Origin of the sequence: Erythrobacter sp. NFXS35, from assembly GCF_040148725.1 — a bacterium.
Taxonomy (GTDB): Bacteria; Pseudomonadota; Alphaproteobacteria; order Sphingomonadales; family Sphingomonadaceae; genus Erythrobacter.
On the sequence record NZ_JAGDEB010000003.1, the window covers coordinates 87,174 to 108,772 of the forward strand.

Genomic DNA, 21,599 nt, shown 5'->3' on the forward strand with positions numbered 1-21,599 from the left:
CTCATGCCGCAAACGCGCACTTGCGGCATGAGGTCCCCGCCTGCGCGGGGACTCGCAAAAATCAGATGATACTCTGACCCGTCTTGGCCCAATCGGCCATGAAGCCTTCGATACCCTTGTCGGTCAGCACGTGCTTGAACAGGTCGTGGATCACCTTGGGCGGTGCGGTCATGACATCGGCGCCGATCTTGGCGGCCTGCAAGACGTGGGTGGTGTGGCGCACCGATGCAACGAGGATTTCGGTGGCGAAGGCGTAATTGTCGTAGATCAGGCGGATGTCTTCGATCAGGTCCATCCCGTCGAAGCCGTTATCGTCATGCCGCCCGACGAAGGGCGAGATGAAGCTCGCCCCGGCCTTGGCTGCCAGCAGCGCCTGATTCGCGGAGAAGCACAGCGTCACATTGACCATCGTGCCTTCACCCGTCAGCGCCTTGCAGGTCTTCAGCCCATCCACCGTCAGCGGCACCTTGATGCAGACATTGTCCGCGATTTTGCGCAGGATTTCGGCCTCTTTCATCATGGTTTGGTGATCGAGTGCGACCACCTCGGCGCTGACGGGGCCATCGACCAGCTTGCAGATTTCGGCGGTGACTTCCTTGAAGTCCAAACCCGACTTGGCGATGAGCGAGGGATTGGTGGTCACCCCGTCGAGCAGGCCGGTGGCAGCGAGTTCGCGGATCGGTTCGATCTCGGCGGTGTCGACGAAGAATTTCACGAAAGTCTCCTAATCCATTTTAGAAAATGCGACATTGATATGGCAAATGTGACAGGCTGGCACTACGGGGCCGCCATGATTCCTGCCGCTCTCCGATATTCGATGCTGCTTGCCGCCACCTGCGCGGCTTGGCAACCGTCCAAAGCAAACGCCGCCGAAGAAGATACGCAATTCTGGCTGGGGGCAAACGCGACCGGCGAGGTGGCGGACCGCACCACGGTGACGCTCGACACCACCCAGCGCTGGCGCGCGAATCGCGCAGGCGGCGATCAGCAGACCATCCGGGTCACTGTCGAACGCGAGGTGGACGAAGACGCGCGGCTGGGCGGCGGCATCGGCGTGTTCGAAACCGAAGGCGGCCTCACCGAGATTCGCGTGCATCAGCAGGCGGTATTCACCCCCGGACGGTTCGAACTGCGCAGTCGGTTGGAGGAACGGTTCTTCGACGGCGCGGATCAGGTGGAACTGCGCCTGCGCCAGCGGGTGCACTATATTCATCCGGTCGCCGAAGGCTGGCGCGCAATGGTGGGCGGGGAATGGCTCGGCCTGCTGCAGTCACGCAGAAGCGGCGAAGGCTTTTCGACCGACCAGTGGCGCGCACAGACGAGCCTCACCCACCGCGCCGCCAAGAATCTGGATGTCGGCGTGATCTACTGGCTGGTGGTGTCCCCGCGCGGAGACCGGCCCGACCGGATCAATCACATCCCGCAGGCGGTGGTGACCTACCGGTTCTGAGCCGCGTCAAATTCGGTTCGCCAGCCCGAACACGCCGATCAGCACCGGATCGCGGGTGCTTTGCGGATTGGCGCGGATTGCGGCTTCCTCGCGCGCGATTTCGCCCCAGATCGCATCGTCGACCTCGCGTCCGATGCGCGTCGCGACGTCGCGCGGATCGACCCCGACCAGCGCACCGATCGCCTGCCCGATCAGCGGATCTTCGGTCAGCCGGATCGCTTCGCCCAGTTCGGGCACGATCGCGTCCAGCAGGGCGGTGCCCATCTCCAGCCGTAGAAAGGTGCTCGCGGCGCTTGGCCCGCCGCGCACCAGTTCGATTGCGTTGGCGAACCCGATCACTTCCACCGCATCTGTCACCACCGGTGCCGCGCGGTAGCTGGCGTCGATCGCGAAGGTGGCGAAGCGTTCCTCCAGCCGGTCCTTGAACAATTGCGAGGTGAGGATGCGCGACATGGTATCGCCGCGCGCACCGAGGAATTGATCGAGCCCGATGCGCGCCACCTGTTCATCCCAGAACCCGCCCGGCTCGGTGAGGCGGGCAAACGCATTCTCCGACGACAGCAACAGCAGGCGGCGAATGGCCTCGACCGTGCTGAAACCGCCGCCGGTACCGGCACAGGCGGGCAGCAGCAGCAATGCGCCTCCGCCAGCGGCGCCAGCCAGCAGCGAACGTCGGGTGGGGGTAAGATTGAGCGTATCGGACATTTTTGCGGTCTCCGTGCTTGCCCCCACCTCCTGCCGCCGCCCATATGGCGCTACGATGAACCGCACCAAGGACCGAATACGCCTGCTTGTCCTCAACGCCGCGCTCGGCCCGCTGGATTACCGGCTGGCCGAAGGCGTGAGCGCGCCTGCAGGCAGCGTGGTGGTGGCCCCGCTCGGCCCGCGCAAGGTGACGGGCATCGTGTGGGACGAAGGCCGCTTGCCGGGAGACGAAATCGCGCTCGAACGCCTGCGCCCGATCCTTGAAGTGGCGCCGGTGCCGCCCCTCCCCGCACCGCTGCGGCGGCTGATCGAGTGGACGGCGGATTATTACTGCGCGCCGCTCGCCAGCGTGGCGCGCATGGCGCTGGCCAGCGGCGGAGCGCTGGGCGGCCCGGCGACGATGACCGAATACCGGCTGACCGGCGCGGACGGCTCGGGAAGGCTCACTGCGCAACGCAAGACCGCGCTGGAGAAGCTTGCCGATGAACAGGGCACCATGCGCGAACTCGCCGCGCAGGCAGGTGTTTCCGAAGGGGTGCTGCGCGGCATGGCGGGGGCGGGGTTGATCGAACCGGTCACCGTCGCGATCGACCGGCCCTACCCCCCCGCCGACCCCGATCATGCGCCGCCCGACCTGTCGCCGGTACAGGCCGAGGTATCGGCGCGGCTGGTCGATGCGGTGCGGGCGCGCGAATACGCCCCGTTCCTGCTCGACGGGGTAACGGGGTCGGGCAAGACCGAGACCTATTTCGAGCCCGTGGCAGAGGCGATCCGGCTGCGCCGTCAGGTTTTGGTGCTGCTCCCCGAAATCGCGCTGACCGAGAATTTCCTCAGCCGCTTTGCCGCCCGCTTCGGCGCGGCCCCGGTGCTGTGGCATTCCTCCTTGAAGTCCACCGAGCGACGGCGCGCATGGCGGGCAATCGCGGACGGAAGCGCGCAGGTCGTGGTCGGCGCGCGTTCGGCGCTGTTCCTGCCTTACGCCAATCTTGGCCTGATCGTGGTCGACGAAGCCCACGAGATCAGCTTCAAGCAGGACGACGGCGTGCGGTACAACGCCCGCGACGTTTCGGTGATGCGCGCGCGGTTCGAAGGGGTGCCGGTGATCCTCGCCAGCGCCACGCCCGCGCTCGAAAGCCTGCACATGGCCGACATCGGGGTTTACGAGAAACTGGATCTGCCGAGCAGATTCGGCGGGGCGAGCCTGCCTGCGGTGCGGCTCGTCAACCTCACCGATGAAAAGCCCGGCAGCGGGCGCTGGCTGGCCGGGCCGCTGGTCGATGGCTTGCGTGAACGGCTGGAGAAGGGCGAACAATCGCTGCTGTTCCTCAACCGCCGCGGCTATGCGCCGCTGACCCTGTGCCGCAATTGCGGGCATCGCTTCAAATGCCCTTCGTGCAGCGCGTGGCTGGTCGAACACCGCCTGTCTGCGCGGCTCGCCTGCCACCATTGCGGGTTCGAAACGCGGGTGCCGGAAAAGTGCCCCGAATGCGGCGAGAGCGATTGCTTGGTCGCCTGCGGCCCCGGCGTGGAACGTATCGCCGACGAGGTGCGCGACCTGTTCCCGCAGGCGCGCATCGCGGTCGCCACCTCGGACACGTTGAACACGCCCGAACGCGCCGCGCAATTCATCGCCGAGGCAGAAGCCAAGGCAATCGACATCATCATCGGCACGCAGCTGGTGACCAAGGGGTTCCACTTTCCCGAACTGACGCTGGTGGGCGTGGTCGATGCCGATCTCGGCCTTGAAGGCGGCGATCTGCGCGCGGCGGAGCGCACCTATAGCCAGGTCGCGCAGGTCGCAGGCCGGGCCGGACGCGGGGCGAAACCGGGCGAGGTGCTGATCCAGACCCGCCACCCCGATGCCCCGGTCATCGCCGCCTTGGCAGACGGGGACCGCGACGCCTTCTACGCCGCCGAGACCGAGGCCCGGCGCGATGCCAATGCGCCGCCATTCGGGCGTTGGGCGGCAATCATCCTGTCATCCGAGGACGAGAAGGAAGCGCGGCAGGCCGCCATCCGGCTGGGCGATGCGCGGCCCCGGCTGGACGATGTCCAGATCCTCGGCCCCGCCCCTGCCCCGCTGGCGCTGCTGCGCGGGCGCTATCGCTATCGCTTTCTGGTGAACGCCCGGCGCAGCGCGAACCTGCAAGCGGTTTTGCGCGACTGGATCGCCAGCGTGCAGTTCACACCGGGGGTGCGGGTGGGCGTGGATATTGATCCCTATTCGTTTGTGTAACTCGTCATTGCGAGGCGACGTAGTCGCCGCGGCAACCCAGGAACCAACCTTGGAGCCAAATGATGATGCCGGCCATGGATTGCTTCGCCTTCGGCTCGCAATGACGAAACCGAAATAGGCGCGAGACGTATGGCTCCCATGACCGCTCCCATCCTCGTTCCGATCCTTGGCGACCAGCTTTCGCGCAACCTCTCCAGCCTTGATGGGTTCAAACCCGGCCAAGCCACTATACTGATGATGGAAGTGTGGGACGAGGCGACCTATGTGAAGCACCACAAGCAGAAGATCGTGCTGATCTTCTCCGCCATGCGCCACTTTGCCGCAGAGCTGCGCGCCGACGGCTGGCAGGTCGATTACGTGACCCTCGACGACCCAGCCAACACCGGCAGCTTCACCGGCGAAGTCGCCCGTGCGGTCGAGCGCCACGGGGCGTCCGAAGTGCGCGTGACCGAGGCGGGCGAGTGGCGGGTGCAGCAGGCCATGGAAGAATGGGCGGACCGCCTGCCCTGCCCGGTCACGATCTGCCCCGACACCCGCTTCATCGCCGCCCACGAGGATTTCCGCAGGTTCGCGAAAAACCGCAAGCATCTCACGATGGAGTATTTCTACCGCGACATGCGCCGCAAAACCGGGCTGCTGATGGAAGGCGACAAGCCAACCGGCGGTGCTTGGAACTATGACGCGGAAAACCGCGAGCCGCCCAAGGAAGGGATGAATCCGCCCCCCACCCCCAAATTCAGTCCCGATGCGATTACACAGGACGTCATCGCGCTGGTCGCCGCCCGCTTCCCCGACCATTTCGGCGACCTGGAACCCTTCGGCTGGCCCGTCACCCGCACCGAGGCTCTGGAGGCTGCCGAAGCGTTCTTCGCCCGCCGCCTCGAAAAATTCGGGCCCTATCAGGACGCGATGGTTCACGGGGAGGACGATCTGTATCACTCGATGCTTTCGACGAGCCTCAATTGCGGGCTGCTCGATCCGCGCGAATTGTGCGAGATGGCGGAGACCGCCTACCGCAAACGCCGCGCGCCGCTGAATTCTGTCGAAGGGTTTATCCGCCAGATCATCGGCTGGCGCGAATATGTGCGGGGGTTCTACTGGTACACCATGCCGGGGCTGGTCGAGGCGAACGAACTCGATGCCACCCGCCCGCTCCCCGAATTCTTCTGGACTGGCGACACTGACATGCGCTGCCTTGCCGATTGCGTGCGCACCACGCGCGAGGACGCCCACGCGCACCATATCCAGCGGCTGATGGTGCTCGGCAATTTCTGCCTGATCGCGGGCATCGACCCGAAGCAGGTCGCGGACTGGTATCTCGTCGTCTATGCCGATGCCTATGAATGGGTCGAACTGCCCAATGTCGCCGCCATGATCCTCTACGCCGATGGCGGCAGGCTCGCGACCAAGCCCTATGCCGCGTCCGGCAATTACATCAACAAGATGTCCGATTACTGCGGAAAATGCCGCTACAAGGTCAGCCACAAGACCGGCCCGGACGCCTGCCCGTTCAACCCGCTGTACTGGCACTTCCTGGACCGCAATCGCGCAGGGCTCCAAAGCAACCACCGCATCGGCCGCATCTTCGCCACATGGGACCGGATGGGCGAGGCCAAGCAGCGCGACTATCTGGAGAGTGCGGAAACGTTCCTGGCTTCGCTGGAACCGGCACGCGCAGGCTGGGCACGGACCATCCCCGATGAGCCACCCGGCGCGGGATGAACGATCAGGTCACACAGACAATAAAAATTGAATACGGTTCCGAACACTTGGCCGATTCGATTTGCGGCTAACCATGCTTTGGGCAGCGCGATCAGCCCGAGCCTCGATTGCGTCTTCATAGATCGGATCAACCTGCCTTCAGCACAAATCCCGGCATTTCGGGCGCTTATAGAAGCTGTCATATTTGGATTGATTATTCCAAATATATCAATTCTGTAGTATAGCACTACATGGAGCGCTCCCACCGTCCCGCCCCCTGACTGTAGGAGTTAATAACATGCTTTCGTATTCACGCCGAGCAGGTCTCGGCGCAGCCGCCCTTGCGCTCGTTTCTCTGGGAAACCCCGCGCAGGCTGCCGAGTTGCCCTGCTTCGAGGAAACTTCGATGCAATCCGCGCGGATCCACGATCTGCGCGTGATGCTGATGGTCAATGCCCTGAAGTGCCGAACACGACATCCGCAAACCTTGCGCAGCTACGGCAATCTGCTCGACGAACGCGGCCAGGAATTTGCCGATCACAACCGGCAGGTGCTGTCCGCGATGATCGACAGATACGGACCGCTGCAGGGGCCGGGCGCCTATAACCGCTATGAAACAGCGTTGGCCAACTACCACTCCATGCCCGAACCTTCGCAAAGGCAGTGCGAGGATGTCGCGGCCTATATCAGCCTTGCCGCGCGCGCCGATCATGCCGAACTGGCAACATTATCGAAATTGGCAACCAACCGGTCGATTGACGCCTGCCTCACACCTTTGAACGGCGCGGACGATGACGAGCTGGCAAAGTTGGACCCGTCGCCAGAACCCGCGATGCTGACCCAAGCTGCCGCAGCGGAGGGAGCGCCAGAAATGGTCGACGGCATCCCGACCTACCACGTCCCCGGCACCGGCCCCGACACCGCGCCCGAGCCACTGGAAAAAGTTGCGCTTCCCGCATTCGAGACGACCGACGTGGAGCCGGAAAAGCCGCAACCCGCCCAGGCTTCCGCCGCCGAGGACAAGCTCGATCAGGCAATTCTCGCCCTGAGCGAGGCGGTCGCGGCGCTGAGCGATCTTCGCCGCGAGCCCTGAGGGCCGAGCGCAAAGCGAATAGCGTCCGATCGCGCAGGGGGATCGGATAGGGGGCGGGGGCGCCCCCTTTTTTGCGGGCTGATTTTTGCACCACCGGTGCATTTTCGGGTTGCGCGATGGCCTCTGTCGGTGTCCACCTGTGCCGAACAGGGAGAGCCCAATGCTGACCATCCACCACCTGCGCCTGTCGCAATCCGAACGCATCGTCTGGCTGGCCGAGGAGCTCGGGCTGGATTACGATCTGAAGCTCTACACCCGCCGCGCCGACAACCGTCTGGCGCCCGACGAATACAAGGCGCTCCACCCGATGGGCATCGCGCCGGTCATCAGCGACGGCGATTTCGTACTGGGCGAAAGCGGGGCCATCATCGATTATATCGCGGCGAAGTATGCACCCGGCACGGCTTTGGTCCCCGGCCCCGATCACCCCGACTACGCCGACCACCTGTTCTATTATCACTGGGCCAACGCGACCTTCATGACCAACGGCATGATGGCGCTGGTGGCGCAGTTCATGGGCGCGAAGGAACTGCCCGCTTTCGTCGCCGACCGGGTGCAGAAAGGCTGGGCCATCGTCGAAAAGCGGCTGGGCGAGGCCGAGTATTTCGGAGGATCACAGCTGACCACGGCGGATATCATGATGGGCTTTCAGCTCACCACCAGCCGCGCGATGAGCGGGACCGGCATCGACGGAATGCCGAACCTGCAAGCCTACCTCAATCGCATCGGCGAGCGGCCAGCGTACCAAGCCGCGATGGCGAAATGCGAACCGGGGATGCCGCCGAAACTGGATTGAAGCTGTACAGGCCCAACCTCATTTGAAGCCGAAATCGGCCCACCAGCCCACGACCCGTCGCACAAGCGGCGCAGCCGGTCTTGTGGCGCGGAACAGCCTGTCTTTCCTGCCGGTTCTGGAAACGACACGCGTAGGAGCACGCTCCACACCGCCCTGAACCGCAAGAGAGGATGACACCATGGCCAAGCCCCCCAAACCGCAGGATTCGCGCGCAAAATGGATCTGGGTGGCGCTGATCGTGGTGCTGACGGTGCTGGTGGTCGCGCTCGCGTTCAACCCCTCGGGCGACCGGGACGGCACGATGGAAGATCCGATCGTGATGGACGATCCGGGCGACGGCACCGGCGTGGGCCAAGCCCCGCCAGCCGGCGGGCCTGCGCCCGAACCTTTCGCACCGGGGGGTGATCCTGACAATTAACGATTGCGGTCGCGGAAATACGCCTAGTGACTGGCCTGCTTTTGGGGTTCGGAAACCGATTTCGCCGTGTCCAAAATAGGGTGGTTTTTCGCCATCCACCCGATCGTCGTCCCGGACTTGATCCGGGGTGAGGCTTTTCTTCTTCAACGCTGCGATGGCAAAAAACCGAGCTTCGTGTCCCCGGCGCTCGCCGGGACGGGCAAGCACGGGGCGACGAGGTTCATTGACGACGGAAATCGTCGCCACCTGAATTTCCGCTTCTGGCGATAAACCCAACGATGCTGCCCGGCAGGTTTCGGACTGAGCAAGGGAACTGCGGATGAGTGGGTGGTTAGGCGAATGTCTGCTCCCGATCATACGGAGCAGAAACGGGCGTCCAACTAGATTGCCCACGTTGCTGTGCACCCTTGACGGATCCACTTGTCTTCGCGCTTCGAGAAGTAGCAGATGCCACCCCCACCGAGCATCTCTCCACCAAACCAACCCCCAGAGATTGCCGCCTTCGTGCCATCGGCCGACAGCCAGAACTTATCGAAGGGCAGGCCATGCAACCCGTTGAGCGACACCGCACCATCAGGGCAGTTCATGCGAGCAGGCAGATCAACAAACTCTTTGTCTGCGATGACACCGTCTAGTTCGGCGATCCTGTCCGGGTTCTTCTCCCACGATACGGTCCCGAAGGGACCCCACTTCACGTCCTCTGCCATCTGGCAGATTGCTTCCGTCTCATTCGCCGAGGATTCGAAAGGCGGAGGAGAAGTCACGCAGGCCGACAAAGTTATGATCCCAAGACCCCCAAGGTAGCGCAACGGCAACATCATAGTCTGGCGTTAAGCGATCGCTTGAGCTTTGAAAACGACCGATCCGGGGTCGCTAGCCGAAAGGCCGCTTTTGTCTGCATTCCTTCAAAAGCTGCCCAGCCTATGCGGTGCCCGAATGGCCATGTAGGCTCGCCTATTCGGCGAACCGTACTGAGGAATTTCAAATCCTCACCGCCCCTCCCGCCGCAGCAACTCCGCCTTGATCTCCAACCCATAGGCATAGCCGCCCAGCGTGCCGTCGCTGGCGATGACGCGGTGGCAGGGGATCAGCACCGCCACATGGTTCGCCCCGTTGGCTCCGCCCACCGCGCGACTGGCCTTGGGGTCGCCCAAAGCCGCCGCCAAAGCGCCATAGCTGCGGGTCTCTCCATGCGGGATGCGGCGCAATTCCTCCCAGACGCGCTGCTGGAAGGCCGTGCCTTTCACATCGAGCGGGATCGCGGCGCTTCCCGGCCCCGGCTGTTCGATCGCCGCGACCACGGCCGCGAACAACTCTCTGAAATCTTCGCCCGCTGCGACCAGTTCGGCCCGAGGAAACCGCGCCTGCAATTCCGCCTCCCCCTCGCCGAACGCCAGACAGCAAACACCCTTGTCAGTCGCCGCCACCAGCATCGGGCCGAGCGTGGTCGGCAAAACCGCCCAATGCACCAGCTTGTCCGCGCCGCCTCTGCTCCAGTCGCTTGCCGTCATGCCCAGCCTGCCTTTCATCTCTGCGTAGAACTGTTTCTGGCCCGAATAGCCCGCGATTTCGAGCGCATGCGCCACGCTTTGCCCCGCACTTAATCCCGCCCGCACCCGCTCATCGCGCAATGCTCTGGCAAAGGCGGCGGGCGAGATTCCGACGCTGCGTTTGAACAGGCGCTGGAAATGTGCGGGCGCATAGCCAGTCAATTCGCTCAGCGCCGCGAGCGTCATCGCGCCCTCCGCCCGGATCGCGGCGATGGCGGCCAGCACGCAGGCTTCTTCGGCGCTCTGCGTATTGGGAGCGCAGCGTTTGCAAGCCCTCAGCCCGGCGCTTTCGGCGGCGTTCCAGCATGAATAGAACCGCACATTCCTGCGCAAGGGCACGCGCGCCGGACAGGACGGGCGGCAGTATATCCCGGTGGAATGCACGCCGGTCACGAACACACCGTCGAACCGCCGGTCCTTGGCGAGCACGATCCGCCAGCGGTCGTCATCGGTGATGTTCGCTAAATGTTTCACGTGAAACACTGTGCCACAGTGCAAAGCGCGCCGCACCCCCGCCGATTGCGTTCAATGTCGCGCCCGCCGAAAAAGCCGGTATAAGCCGCGCCATGAACCGCCTGCATTTCGCTTTCGCCCTGCTCCTGACCCTGCTGGCTGCTCCGGCGCTTGCCGACCCGGGCGATATCGACGCAGCGGCACGCGGCGTGGTGCGCGTGGTGCTGATCGGGGAGCGCGGGGGTGAGATCACGGCAATTTCCCACGGCAGCGGCTTTGCCGTCACGCCCACGCGGATCGTCACCAACGCCCATGTCATTCGTGAGGCATTGCAGGATGACACGCTTAGGATCGGCGTCGTGCCGAGCGAGGGCGAAGGCGGCACCTTTGCCCGCGTGGTGGCGGTTTCCCCGCGCAATGATCTGGCGCTGATCGAGATCGCGCAAGGTTCCTTGCGCCTGCCGCCGCTGACGCTGGCGGGCGGGGTGAGCCGCGATCTGGGCGACGTATCGGCGGTGGGTTATCCGATGAATGTCGATCTGGCGCAGGGGCTGGAGATGAACGACATTTTCCGCGCCCAGCCGCCGGTCAAATCGCGCGGGTTCCTGTCGGGCGAGCGGCCCAGCCGCCAGTTCGACACGCTGCTCCACACTGCACCCATTGCTCGCGGCAATTCGGGCGGGCCGCTGCTGGACGGGTGCGGACGGGTGGTCGGGGTGAATTCCTTCGGCGCGGATTCGACGAGCGGCGATGCGGAATTCTATTTCGCGGTGTCTTTGCGCGAATTGCTGCCGTTTCTGCGCGAAAACGGGGTGGAGCCGGTGACCAATGCCCTGCCCTGTCGATCAATTGAGGAGTTGAACGCCGAGGAACGCCAGCGGATGATGGCCGCCCAATCGCAGGCCCGCGAACGGCTGGCGGAGCGCACGACCCGGTTGCGCGAGGTGCGCGAGACGGCGCGGCTGAGGGCGCAGATGGAAGTGCTCGAAGCGCGCGAGAACGCGATGGCGCTGGCGCTGATCGCGCTGCTGGTGGCGGCCGGCAGCGGGGCGGTGGCGGTGCAATGGCGGCGCGATCCGGCGCGGGTGAAACATGCCGGGATTGCCGCAGGTGTCGCAGGCGCGGCCGTGATTGCAGGCGTGCTGCTGTGGCTGACCCGGCCCGGCCTGTCCGAGATCGAGGACCGCGTCGCCGCAGCGCTCGCCGAAGCGGAAGGCGATACGGGCGGCGGCACCGGCGCGGCCCAGCCTTCGCTCGCGGCGGATGGCACGCTGATCTGTTCGTTCCAGCCCGACCGCAGCCGCGTGACTGCGGCCCGCACCGACGATGTCGAGCTGGAATGGAACGCGGACGGCTGCGTCAATGGCCGCACCCAGTACGGCCTTTCGGCAGGCGGTGCATGGAGCCGGGTACTGGTGCTGGAGGACGAGGCGGCGGTCGCGATCAACAGCTACGATCCCGACACGCGCACCTTCCGCACCGACCGCTATCTGCTGGGCAAGGACGTGATGGACACGGTGCTGGAGGCGCGCAGCCAGTACACTCCGCCCACCTGCAGCATCAGCGAAGCGGCGCGCACCTTGGGTGAGCAGCAATCCGCGCTGGTCGCGCTGCTGCCGGATCGGCCCAACGAACGGCTGATTTACGACTGCGGGGCGAAGGCGGGAACCGGAGGATAGCGCCGCGACCTGGAATTACGCCGCCAGTGCCTCGCCGCTCAACGTGATCCGGTGCATCTCGCGCGCATGGCCGTGATAGTCGTTCAGCGCGTTGTGCCACGTCGTCCGGTTATCCCAGATCGCGACCGTGCCGGGCTCCCACACCACGCGGCACTGGTTATCGTCCCGCACTGCTGCGGCGAGCAGTTGCGACAGCAGCGGCAGGCTTTCCTCGCGGGTCTGGCCGACGAAGTGCATCGTGAAGGCACCGTTGACATACAGCAGCCGCCGCCCCGTCACCGGATGGCGGATCACCACCGGATGCACCGCGCCGGTGCGGATATCCTGCCCGCGCAACGCCTTGCCCTGATCGGTCTGCGCATACAGGCCATCGGCCTTGTAGACGTGATCAGCAGTGTGGAACGCCTCCAGCCCCTCGATCGCGGCCCTGACCTCGTCCGAAAGGTCATCATAGGCTGCGCCCATGTGCGCGAACAGGGTATCACCCCCGGCAGGCGGCAACACACGGGCGACCAGGATCGATCCCATCGCGGGCACAGGGTCATAAGAATGATCGGTGTGCCACGCCCCGCCGATATTGGTGGTCTGGTCGGGCGCCTTCGCCACCAGCGCGATTTCCGGCCAGCGCGGATCGAGCGGGAAGTAGTTGTTGAGGTCGATCCCGCCCCAGGACTTCGCGAAGGCGATATGATCTTCCGGCGCAAAGTCCTGATCCCGGAACACCGCCACCCCGTGTTCGTAGATCGCCTGCTTGATCGCTTCCATATCGGCATCGCTGCAATGCTTCAGCGAAACGCCCGCGAATTCGACCCCGCAGCGCGGGGCCATAGGCTTCATTTCCATCGATCCTCTCCCTCGGGCGTTCAGCGCCTCTTGCCTGCGCAATCTGTCGCGCTGCCGCTTTCCTGTCCAGAGAATCCCGCCCACCGGCTTGCACCTTCGGGAATCAATTGCTAGGCGCGCGCCAGCCTCGGCAGGCAGCCATTGCGCTCGCCCCCCGCCCGAAGCCCAAGCAATTATCCTTCGAAGCTCGCAAGAGGACAGAACACGCGTGGATATTTCCGCCGGTATCAAGGCCAGCCTGGCTGGACGCTACGCTTCGGCCCTGTTCGATCTCGCAAGCGAGAACGGCAAGGTCACCCCTGTCGAGAGCGATCTCGAAACCCTTAGTGCTGCGCTCGCCGAATCGGCCGATCTGGCCGCGCTGACCACCAACCCGGAACTGTCGCGCGATGCGCAGGGCGCTGCGATGGCGGCGGTGGCGAAAAAGCTGAAGCTTTCAACGCTGACCATGAATTTCCTCGGTGTGCTCGCCGCCAACCGCCGACTGGGCAAACTGCCGGGCATCATTTCCGCCTTCAAGGCGATTGCCGCGGCCCAGCGCGGTGAAATCAACGCCACCGTCACCAGCGCGCACCCGCTGTCGGACGAGCAACTGGCCACGCTCAAGCACAAGCTGACCGCGCGCCAAGGCCGCACTGTCATGCTCACCGCCTCGGTCGATCCCGATCTGCTCGGCGGCCTTGTCGTCACCATCGGATCGCAGCGCATCGATGCCTCGATCCGCACCCGTCTCAACTCGCTTGCCCAAAGCATGAAGGCGTAAGCCGCACCAACACGCCCATGAAGGCTTAAAGGACACTACCGATGCAAATCCGCGCCGCAGAAATCTCCAAGGTCATCAAGGACCAGATCGCCAATTTCGGCACCGAAGCTGAAGTCAGCGAAACCGGTTCCGTTTTGAGCGTGGGTGACGGGATCGCCCGCATCCACGGGCTCGATCAGGTGCAGGCCGGCGAGATGGTGGAATTCGCCAACGGGGTGCAGGGCATGGCCCTGAACCTCGAAGCCGACAATGTCGGTGTCGTGATTTTCGGCTCGGATGCCGAGATTAAGGAAGGCGATGTCGTCAAGCGCACCGGCACCATCGTCGACGTGCCGGTCGGCAAGGGCCTGCTTGGCCGCGTTGTCGATGCGCTGGGCAACCCGATCGACGGCAAGGGCCCGATCGACACGACCGAGCGTCGCCGCGTCGAAGTGAAGGCACCGGGCATCATCCCGCGCGAATCCGTCTCGGAACCCGTCCAGACCGGCCTCAAGGCGATTGACGCGCTGGTGCCGGTGGGCCGCGGTCAGCGCGAGCTGATCATCGGTGACCGTCAGACCGGCAAGACCGCCGTCGCGATCGACACCTTCATCAACCAGAAGGAAGCCAACGCGGGCGACGACGAGAGCAAGAAGCTCTACTGCGTCTATGTCGCGGTCGGCCAGAAGCGTTCCACCGTGGCGCAGATCGTCAAGCAGCTCGAAGAAAACGGCGCGATGGAATATTCCATCGTCATCGCCGCAACCGCTTCGGAGCCCGCTCCGCTGCAGTACCTCGCGCCCTATACCGGCTGCGCGATGGGTGAATTCTTCCGCGACAACGGCATGCACGCCGTGATCGTGTATGACGATTTGTCGAAGCAGGCCGTGGCGTATCGCCAGATGTCGCTGCTGCTGCGTCGTCCTCCGGGCCGTGAAGCCTATCCCGGCGACGTATTCTATCTTCACAGCCGCCTGCTGGAGCGTGCGGCCAAGATGAACGAAGAAAACGGCCACGGTTCGCTCACCGCGCTGCCGATCATCGAAACGCAGGCGGGCGACGTGTCGGCCTACATCCCGACCAACGTGATCTCGATCACCGACGGGCAGATCTTCCTTGAAACCGGCCTGTTCTTCCAGGGCATCCGCCCTGCGATCAACGTCGGCCTTTCGGTGTCGCGTGTGGGCGGTGCTGCCCAGACCAAGGCGATGAAGAAGGTTTCGGGCTCGATGAAGCTCGATCTTGCGCAGTACCGCGAAATGGCGGCGTTCGCACAGTTCGGTTCCGACCTCGACGCCTCGACCCAGAAGCTGCTGAACCGCGGTGCGCGCCTGACCGAACTTCTCAAGCAGAAGCAGTTCAATCCGATGCCGTTCGAAGAGCAGACCCTGTCGATTTACGCCGGCACCAACGGCTACCTCGACGCGATCCCGGTGAACCGCGTGGGCGAGTATGAGAGCCAGATGCTCGAATTCATGCGCCGCGAACATGGCGACGTGCTGACCGAGATCCGCACCAGCAAGAAGTTCGAAGGCGAAGTGGCGGACAAGGCCAAGGCCGCGCTGCAAACCTTCGCCAAGCAGTTCGCGTAAGGACGCCGCCCAGTGCCCTCACTCAAGGAACTCAAAGGTCGGATCAACTCGGTCAAATCGACCCAGAAGATCACCAAGGCCAAGCAGATGGTCGCAGCCGCCAAGCTGCGCCGTGCGCAGGCTGCGGCCGAGGCTGGCCGGCCCTATGCCACGCGGCTTGCGGCGGTGATGGCGAGCCTTGCGGGCAAGGTGTCGGGCGATAGCGCGCCGCGGCTCCTCGCCGGCACCGGATCGGATCAGCGCCACCTGCTGGTGGTGGTCAACACCGACAAGGGGCTGTGCGGAGGCTTGAACTCCAACCTCGTCAAGGCCGCCAAGATCAAGGCGAAGGAATTGATGGCGGCCGGCAAGACGGTCGAATTCTACCTCGTCGGCAAGAAGGGCCGCGCGCCGCTGAAGCGCGAATATCCCAGCCTGATCGGTGCCGGTTACGACACCAGCACGGTTAAGACCCCGGGGTTCGACGAAGCCGAAGCCATCGCCAACGAACTGATCGGCATGTTCGGTTCGGGCGAATTCGATATCGCGCATCTGATCTACCCAACCTTCAAGTCGGCGCTGGTGCAGGACCCAACCATCAATCAGCTGATCCCGGTTCCCGCACCTGCCGCCGCGCAGGATACCGGCGCGGTGGTTGACTATGAGCCGGGCGAGGAGGAAATCCTCGAAGAACTGCTGCCGCGCTATGTGCGCACCCAGCTGTTCGGCGCGCTGCTTGAACGCGAAGCATCGGAACAGGGCGCGTCGATGACCGCGATGGACAACGCCACGCGCAACGCGGGCGATCTGATCCAGAAGCTGACCATCCAGTACAACCGCAGCCGTCAGGCCGCGATCACGACCGAGTTGATCGAAATTATCGCAGGAGCAGAAGCGCTATGAAAAGGTTCATCGCCCTCACTCTCATCGCCACCCTCGCCGCTTGCGGAAATCCGAGCGGGGAAGATACTGCCGATCTGGCCCCCGACGCGGTCGAAGCGGACGTTTCGGGCGGCGGGATCATCGGCGACAGTTCCGACGCGCCCGATATGGCGACGGTTCAGATGGCACTCGAAGAAGCTTGCCCCACCTTGCGCAACACCATCCGGACATCGACCTGTCTGGCGCAAAATCTCGGTGCGTCCTTCACTTGCGAGTTCGCGTTCGAAACCGATCCCGAAGGCACGGAGCGCAGCCTGACCATCGAACAGCTCGGCGAAGGCTGGACGGTCGCGCAAGAGCCGCGCTTCTGCGAATCCCTCGAGCGTGCGAATGCCATGGCGGATCAGCCCGCCGCCGACGTTGCGATCGATACCCAACCCACCGAATAATCGGCACGGCAATTCAACACCCGCCGCCGCAAGCCTACAGGAAACAACAATGGCCACCGCCCCCGCTTTGAACCAGACCACCAACGGCACCATCAGCCAAGTCATCGGCGCTGTCGTCGACGTGCAGTTCCCCGGTGAACTACCCGCGATTCTGACCGCGCTGGAAACCAAGAACAACGACAAGACGCTGGTGCTCGAAGTCGCCCAGCACCTTGGCGAAAACACCGTGCGCACCATCGCGATGGACGCGACCGAAGGCCTCGTGCGCGGCACCGAGGTGGTCAATACCGGCGCGCAGATTAGCGTTCCCGTCGGACCCAAGGTTCTGGGCCGGATCATGAACGTGATCGGCGAAGCGATCGACGAACGCGGTCCGATCGGCGCTGACAGCACCATGCCAATCCATGCCGAAGCCCCGCTGTTCGTCGACCAGTCGACCGACGCGGCGATCCTTGTCACCGGCATCAAGGTGATCGACCTGCTCGCGCCCTATGCGCGCGGCGGCAAGATCGGCCTGTTCGGCGGCGCTGGCGTCGGCAAGACCGTGCTGATCCAGGAACTCATCAACAACATCGCCAAGGGCCACGGCGGCGTGTCGGTGTTCGCTGGTGTGGGTGAACGCACCCGCGAAGGCAACGACCTGTATCATGAATTCCTCGACGCGGGCGTTATCGCCAAGGACGCCGATGGCAATGCGACCAGCGAAGGCTCCAAGGTGGCGCTGGTGTTCGGCCAGATGAACGAGCCTCCGGGCGCGCGTGCCCGCGTGGCACTGTCGGGCCTGACCATGGCGGAATATTTCCGCGACGTCGAAGGCCAGGACGTATTGTTCTTCGTCGACAACATCTTCCGCTTCACGCAGGCGGGTTCGGAAGTGTCGGCGCTGCTCGGCCGTATTCCTTCGGCTGTGGGTTACCAGCCCACCCTCGCCACCGACATGGGCAAGCTGCAGGAACGCATCACCTCGACCAACAAGGGCTCGATCACCTCGGTGCAGGCGATCTACGTTCCCGCGGACGATTTGACCGACCCGGCGCCTGCTGCGTCCTTCGCTCACTTGGATGCGACCACCACGCTGAGCCGTGCGATCTCGGAACTCGGCATCTACCCTGCCGTGGATCCGCTGGACTCGACCAGCCGCGTGCTCGAACCCCGCGTCGTTGGTGCCGAGCATTACGAAACCGCCCGCCGCGTTCAGGAAACCCTGCAGAAGTACAAGAGCCTGCAGGACATCATCGCCATTCTCGGGATGGATGAGCTTTCGGAAGAGGACAAGCTGATCGTCGCCCGCGCGCGCAAGCTTCAGAAGTTCCTCAGCCAGCCGTTCCACGTCGCCGAAGTGTTCACCAACATCCCTGGCGTATTCGTGCAGCTCGAAGACACGGTGAAGAGCTTCAAGGCGGTGGTCGACGGCGAATATGACCACCTGCCCGAAAGCGCCTTCTACATGGTTGGCGGGATCGAACAGGCGGTCGACAAGGCCAAGAAGCTGGCCGAGGACGCGTAATCGGATGTCGCCATTGTCGGCAGGCCGGGTTCTGCAGGCATGGCAACCGCCGCCAACGCTCCCTTCATCGGGTATTCAGGGGGTAAGGCAATGATGATGGATGCAGTGCGGCGCGCCGGTTTCCGGTATCTGGCTAGCGGTAGGAAGGTTCCGCAAGCTCGCCAGATACAACGCTTTCTGGACCGGGATTCGCTTATCCAAGTTCTGCGTCAGCTGGAAGTAGATTGTGTCTTCGATATCGGGGCCAATCGCGGGCAATATGCAACGAGCCTCAGGGAAATCGGGTACGCGGGCGAAATCCACTCGTTCGAGCCGATCCCGGGCGATTTCGGCGTACTCAGTGCGACCGCAGCCTCGGATTCCCTGTGGCACGTCCACAATTTCGCGCTGGGACGTACTGCCGGAACGGCCGAATTCAATCTGGTCGACGGGGGCGGCGAATGCACTGTCTTCAGTTCGTTTCTGAAGCCGAACCACGCCATGATCCCGGAGCGGGTGACTAAAATCCCGGTCGAGATCAAAACGCTCGACGCGCTTGTCGCCGATATCGAACCGCTACGCGATCCAGCCAGACGGCTTTTTATGAAGATGGACACACAAGGCTTCGATATCGAGGTATGCGAGGGTGCAAAGGCTGTGCTGCCCCGGATCATTGGGCTGCAATCGGAGATTTCGGTGACCCAAATCTACGCCGGGCAGCCCGACTATATCGAAGCCCTGCGTTACTACCGCGACCTCGGTTTCAGCCTGATGGATCTCGCCGTGGTCAACCGCACCGCCAGCCGCGCGGTCCTCGAATATGACTGCATCATGGCGCGAGTCGATTAGGTTCGCGCATACCCAACAATCTGAATCGGAAACATCGATGCCCCTCCACTTCGAACTCGTGACCCCCGCCAAGCTTGTCCGTTCGGAAGACGTCCACATGGTGGTCGTCCCCGGTACGGAAGGCGAATTCGGCGTTCTGGAAGGCCATGCGCCCTTCATGTCGACCATCCGCGACGGCGCGGTACAGGTGTTCGCCAGCGCCAATGCCGCGCCCGAGATCATTCAAGTGCGCGGCGGCTTTGCCGAGGTCAATGAAAAGGGCCTCACCGTGCTGGCCGAACACGTCGAGGGATAATCCCTCACCAATCGACGAACGACCAACGAGGGCGGGCCAATGGCCTGCCCTTTTTGTTTGAATCCCCTTCCCTTCGCGCCCTTCCCTCGTCACAACATCGCTCTGCATTCCCTACAGGAGAGGACGCTTGAAACTTGTCTCCACCCTTGCTCTGGCGCTGGCCATGACCATTGCCTCCACCACTGGCGCAGCTGCGCAAGAATTACCGGTCGACGGTGTCCCCGGCCCCGAGCAGGACCCCTATATCTGGCTTGAGGAAGCTCGCTCCAAGGAAGCACTCGACTGGGTGGCCGAGGAAAACACCCGCACCCTCGCCGCGTTTGAAGCCGATCCGCGATACGACCAGTTGAAGGCCGAGGCGCTGGCGATTTTCGACAGCGAAGACCGCATCCCCTTTGTCAGCTTCCGCCCCGATGGGCTCTACAATTTCTGGCAGGACAAGGCCAACCCCAAGGGGCTGCTGCGCCGCACCACGCTGGAAAGCTACCGCACCGACGATCCGCAATGGGAAGTGGTGCTGGATATTGATGCGCTCGCCAAGGCCGAAGGCAAGGAGTGGGTCTATCAGGGTTCGACCTGTCTGCCCCCCGCGCTCACCAAGTGCATGATCGCGCTGTCCGACGGCGGCGAGGACGCCACCATCATGCGCGAATTCGATACCGCGACGAGGCAGTTCGTCGAAGGCGGCTTCGTGCTCGACCAGAAAAGCCAGGGCGGCGTCAGCTGGGTTGACGCGGATACGCTGCTGGTCAGCCGCGGTTTCGGGGAAGGCACCCTGACCGAGAGCGAATATCCCTTCACCACCCGCGTATGGAAGCGCGGCACCGCGATCGAAAACGCGCCCGAGATTTTCCGTGGTGAACCGACCGATGTCTCCTCCGGCGCCTATCTTCTGCGTGATAACGACGCGGTGATCCACGCCCGCATGGCGCGGCGCGGGGTCAGCTTTCACGAAAGCGAATATTTCGTCGAGAAAGACGGCGAATGGCTGCAGCTCGACATCCCCAAGAAGGCCAGTCCCTACGGTATCGTCGATGGCCACATTCTCTATTCGACCGACGTCGACTGGACGGTGGACGGGCAGACCTTCCCCGCCGACAGCCTGATCGCGATGGATCTGGAAGAATGGAAGGCCGACCCCAACGGCGCGACCAAGACGCTGGTGTGGGCGCCTGGCGATCGCCAGACCAAGCAGGGCGGCACGGTCACGGCCAATTCGCTGTATGTCACGCTGCTCGACAATGTGATCGGCAAGGTGCTGGAGTTCAACCATGAGGGCGGCCAGTGGGTCAGCCGCGAAGTCGCCCTGCCCGCGAATGCCACGCTCGGGATCGCGGCGTCTTCGGACGAGACCGACCAGATCATGTACACGGTCAGCGATTTCCTCAATCCGACCACGCTCTACTACACCGATGGCAGCGCGCCCCCGGCGGTGCTCAAGACCAGCCCCGCCTATTTCGAGCCCGAAGGCATGGAGGTCGAACAGCACGAGGCGACCAGCAAGGACGGGACGAAGATCCCCTACTTCATCGTCAAGCCCAAGGGCATGACGCTGGACGGCTCCACCGCAACCCTGCTGACCGGTTACGGCGGTTTCCAGATCGCGCGGCTGCCCGCCTATCTCGGCAGCACAGGCAAGCTGTGGGTGGAAAAGGGCGGCGCCTATGTGCTCGCCAACCTGCGCGGCGGGGGCGAGTTCGGGCCGCAATGGCACCAGACCGCGATCCGCGAGAACAAGCAGCGCACGTGGGATGATTTCATCGCGGTGGGCGAGGATCTGGTTAAGCGCGGCTTCACCTCCCCCCAGCATCTCGGCATCCAGGGCGGCTCGCAGGGCGGTCTGCTGGTCGGCACCGCTTTCACCCAGCGGCCCGACCTGTTCGGCGCGGCCATCGTGCAGATCCCGCTGTTCGACATGCTGCGCTATCACCTGATCGGTCGCGGGGCTTCGTGGATCGGCGAATACGGCGATCCGCGCATTCCCGAACAGCGCGCCTGGATCGCGGGCTATTCGCCTTATCAGAAGATCGTGGAAGGCGTGGATTACCCCGCGCCGTTTCTGTGGGCCTCTACGGCTGACGACCGCACCCATCCGGCCCATGCGCGGAAAGGTGCGGCCAAACTGAAGGAATTGGGTCAGCCCTATTACTACTTCGAGGACACCACCGGCGGCCATTCCGGCGGCGTCGACAACGAACAGCGCGCCAAGCTGCAGGCGCTGCAATTCGTTTACCTGATGAAGCGCCTGATGGACGAACCCAAGGCTGGCAGCGGCGAGTAGGCCGCGCTCACACCGCGCAATCAAGGGGCGGCTCCGGCATGGGGCCGCCCTTTTTGCATTAATGAACCGCGTGCTGCATCCGCCACCTGTAAAGCAGCCCGACACTGGGCCTCGGCTCGT

Annotated in this window: 20 protein-coding genes; 15 read left to right on the top strand and 5 right to left on the bottom strand. The window is 63.8% G+C overall.

Annotated features, from left to right (window positions below; genetic code table 11):
* Positions 1-61: 61 nt before the first annotated feature.
* On the bottom strand, positions 62-715 hold the full coding sequence (fsa, locus tag J3454_RS12015) for a fructose-6-phosphate aldolase (protein ID WP_349514018.1): 654 nt from the start codon (positions 713-715) through the stop codon (positions 62-64).
* Positions 716-754: 39 nt separating this feature from the next.
* Between fsa and J3454_RS12020 the strand changes: the two genes are divergently transcribed.
* On the top strand, positions 755-1,450 hold the full coding sequence (locus J3454_RS12020) for a DUF2490 domain-containing protein (RefSeq protein ID WP_349514019.1): 696 nt from the start codon (positions 755-757) through the stop codon (positions 1,448-1,450).
* Between the two features lie 6 nt (positions 1,451-1,456).
* On the opposite strand, the gene J3454_RS12025 is transcribed toward J3454_RS12020, so the two are convergent.
* Entirely contained in the window at positions 1,457-2,155 is a 699-nt protein-coding gene (locus J3454_RS12025; protein ID WP_349514020.1) for a DUF4197 domain-containing protein, read from the bottom strand.
* Positions 2,156-2,210: 55 nt separating this feature from the next.
* Here J3454_RS12025 and J3454_RS12030 point away from each other — a divergent pair, with 55 nt between their 5' ends.
* From J3454_RS12030 to J3454_RS12050, 5 genes are all read left to right on the top strand, one after another.
* Positions 2,211-4,391 (top strand): primosomal protein N', encoded by a 2,181-nt coding sequence (locus tag J3454_RS12030; protein WP_349514021.1) that lies wholly within the window; start codon positions 2,211-2,213, stop codon positions 4,389-4,391.
* Positions 4,392-4,529: 138 nt separating this feature from the next.
* Positions 4,530-6,113, top strand: coding sequence for a cryptochrome/photolyase family protein (locus J3454_RS12035; protein ID WP_349514022.1), 1,584 nt, complete (start codon positions 4,530-4,532; stop codon positions 6,111-6,113).
* 385 nt (positions 6,114-6,498) lie between these two features.
* Positions 6,499-7,185 (top strand): hypothetical protein, encoded by a 687-nt coding sequence (locus tag J3454_RS12040; RefSeq protein WP_349514023.1) that lies wholly within the window; start codon positions 6,499-6,501, stop codon positions 7,183-7,185.
* A 160-nt stretch (positions 7,186-7,345) separates the two neighbouring features.
* On the top strand, positions 7,346-7,981 hold the full coding sequence (locus J3454_RS12045) for a glutathione S-transferase family protein (protein ID WP_349514024.1): 636 nt from the start codon (positions 7,346-7,348) through the stop codon (positions 7,979-7,981).
* Positions 7,982-8,159: 178 nt separating this feature from the next.
* Positions 8,160-8,399 carry a hypothetical protein gene (locus J3454_RS12050; protein ID WP_349514025.1) on the top strand — a complete coding sequence of 80 codons (240 nt, stop codon included), beginning with the start codon at positions 8,160-8,162 and terminating at the stop codon, positions 8,397-8,399.
* A gap of 380 nt (positions 8,400-8,779) precedes the next feature.
* On the opposite strand, the gene J3454_RS12055 is transcribed toward J3454_RS12050, so the two are convergent.
* Together J3454_RS12055 and J3454_RS12060 are read right to left on the bottom strand one after the other, a co-directional pair.
* Positions 8,780-9,106, bottom strand: coding sequence for a hypothetical protein (locus J3454_RS12055; RefSeq protein ID WP_349514026.1), 327 nt, complete (start codon positions 9,104-9,106; stop codon positions 8,780-8,782).
* 282 nt (positions 9,107-9,388) lie between these two features.
* The gene (locus J3454_RS12060; RefSeq protein WP_349514027.1) at positions 9,389-10,423 is read right to left on the bottom strand and encodes a bifunctional transcriptional activator/DNA repair enzyme AdaA; all 1,035 of its coding nucleotides are present in this window, start codon (positions 10,421-10,423) and stop codon (positions 9,389-9,391) included.
* 92 nt (positions 10,424-10,515) lie between these two features.
* On the opposite strand from J3454_RS12060, the gene J3454_RS12065 reads away from it, so the two are divergent.
* Positions 10,516-12,081, top strand: coding sequence for a S1C family serine protease (locus J3454_RS12065; protein ID WP_349514028.1), 1,566 nt, complete (start codon positions 10,516-10,518; stop codon positions 12,079-12,081).
* A gap of 15 nt (positions 12,082-12,096) precedes the next feature.
* Here J3454_RS12065 and J3454_RS12070 read toward each other — a convergent pair whose 3' ends face one another.
* The gene (locus J3454_RS12070) at positions 12,097-12,924 is read right to left on the bottom strand and encodes a TauD/TfdA dioxygenase family protein (protein ID WP_349514029.1); all 828 of its coding nucleotides are present in this window, start codon (positions 12,922-12,924) and stop codon (positions 12,097-12,099) included.
* 208 nt (positions 12,925-13,132) lie between these two features.
* Between J3454_RS12070 and J3454_RS12075 the strand changes: the two genes are divergently transcribed.
* The 8 genes from J3454_RS12075 (at position 13,133) to J3454_RS12110 (ending at position 21,479) form a co-directional block, all read left to right on the top strand.
* Positions 13,133-13,687 (top strand): F0F1 ATP synthase subunit delta, encoded by a 555-nt coding sequence (locus tag J3454_RS12075; RefSeq protein WP_349514030.1) that lies wholly within the window; start codon positions 13,133-13,135, stop codon positions 13,685-13,687.
* 41 nt (positions 13,688-13,728) lie between these two features.
* Positions 13,729-15,258 (top strand): F0F1 ATP synthase subunit alpha, encoded by a 1,530-nt coding sequence (gene atpA, locus J3454_RS12080; RefSeq protein ID WP_349514031.1) that lies wholly within the window; start codon positions 13,729-13,731, stop codon positions 15,256-15,258.
* 12 nt (positions 15,259-15,270) lie between these two features.
* A complete protein-coding gene (locus tag J3454_RS12085) occupies positions 15,271-16,140 on the top strand; it encodes a F0F1 ATP synthase subunit gamma (protein ID WP_349514032.1) in 870 nt (289 codons plus the stop codon).
* Positions 16,137-16,568 (top strand): hypothetical protein, encoded by a 432-nt coding sequence (locus J3454_RS12090; protein WP_349514033.1) that lies wholly within the window; start codon positions 16,137-16,139, stop codon positions 16,566-16,568. The genes J3454_RS12085 and J3454_RS12090 overlap by 4 nt, the downstream gene beginning before the upstream one ends.
* Positions 16,569-16,617: 49 nt before the next feature.
* On the top strand, positions 16,618-18,075 hold the full coding sequence (gene atpD, locus J3454_RS12095) for a F0F1 ATP synthase subunit beta (protein WP_349514034.1): 1,458 nt from the start codon (positions 16,618-16,620) through the stop codon (positions 18,073-18,075).
* 39 nt (positions 18,076-18,114) lie between these two features.
* A complete protein-coding gene (locus J3454_RS12100; RefSeq protein WP_349514035.1) occupies positions 18,115-18,903 on the top strand; it encodes an FkbM family methyltransferase in 789 nt (262 codons plus the stop codon).
* 37 nt (positions 18,904-18,940) lie between these two features.
* A complete protein-coding gene (locus J3454_RS12105; protein WP_349514036.1) occupies positions 18,941-19,198 on the top strand; it encodes an ATP synthase F1 subunit epsilon in 258 nt (85 codons plus the stop codon).
* 127 nt (positions 19,199-19,325) lie between these two features.
* Positions 19,326-21,479, top strand: a complete 2,154-nt coding sequence (locus J3454_RS12110) for a prolyl oligopeptidase family serine peptidase (RefSeq protein WP_349514037.1) — start codon at positions 19,326-19,328, stop codon at positions 21,477-21,479.
* The last annotated feature ends 120 nt before the right edge of the window (positions 21,480-21,599 follow it).

What these genes read in the sequence shown, in the direction of transcription:
- J3454_RS12020 (WP_349514019.1), top strand. Translation starts at nt 755, where the DNA reads ATGGCAAATGTGACAGGCTGGCACTACGGGGCCGCCATGATTCCTGCC.
- J3454_RS12055 (WP_349514026.1), bottom strand. Translation starts at nt 9,106, where the DNA reads ATGGCAGAGGACGTGAAGTGGGGTCCCTTCGGGACCGTATCGTGGGAG.
- J3454_RS12105 (WP_349514036.1), top strand. Translation starts at nt 18,941, where the DNA reads ATGCCCCTCCACTTCGAACTCGTGACCCCCGCCAAGCTTGTCCGTTCG.
- atpD (WP_349514034.1), top strand. Translation starts at nt 16,618, where the DNA reads ATGGCCACCGCCCCCGCTTTGAACCAGACCACCAACGGCACCATCAGC.
- J3454_RS12030 (WP_349514021.1), top strand. Translation starts at nt 2,211, where the DNA reads ATGAACCGCACCAAGGACCGAATACGCCTGCTTGTCCTCAACGCCGCG.
- J3454_RS12070 (WP_349514029.1), bottom strand. Translation starts at nt 12,924, where the DNA reads ATGGAAATGAAGCCTATGGCCCCGCGCTGCGGGGTCGAATTCGCGGGC.
- J3454_RS12090 (WP_349514033.1), top strand. Translation starts at nt 16,137, where the DNA reads ATGAAAAGGTTCATCGCCCTCACTCTCATCGCCACCCTCGCCGCTTGC.
- J3454_RS12035 (WP_349514022.1), top strand. Translation starts at nt 4,530, where the DNA reads ATGACCGCTCCCATCCTCGTTCCGATCCTTGGCGACCAGCTTTCGCGC.
- J3454_RS12065 (WP_349514028.1), top strand. Translation starts at nt 10,516, where the DNA reads ATGAACCGCCTGCATTTCGCTTTCGCCCTGCTCCTGACCCTGCTGGCT.
- J3454_RS12100 (WP_349514035.1), top strand. Translation starts at nt 18,115, where the DNA reads ATGGCAACCGCCGCCAACGCTCCCTTCATCGGGTATTCAGGGGGTAAG.
- J3454_RS12045 (WP_349514024.1), top strand. Translation starts at nt 7,346, where the DNA reads ATGCTGACCATCCACCACCTGCGCCTGTCGCAATCCGAACGCATCGTC.
- J3454_RS12025 (WP_349514020.1), bottom strand. Translation starts at nt 2,155, where the DNA reads ATGTCCGATACGCTCAATCTTACCCCCACCCGACGTTCGCTGCTGGCT.
- atpA (WP_349514031.1), top strand. Translation starts at nt 13,729, where the DNA reads ATGCAAATCCGCGCCGCAGAAATCTCCAAGGTCATCAAGGACCAGATC.
- J3454_RS12050 (WP_349514025.1), top strand. Translation starts at nt 8,160, where the DNA reads ATGGCCAAGCCCCCCAAACCGCAGGATTCGCGCGCAAAATGGATCTGG.
- J3454_RS12040 (WP_349514023.1), top strand. Translation starts at nt 6,499, where the DNA reads ATGCAATCCGCGCGGATCCACGATCTGCGCGTGATGCTGATGGTCAAT.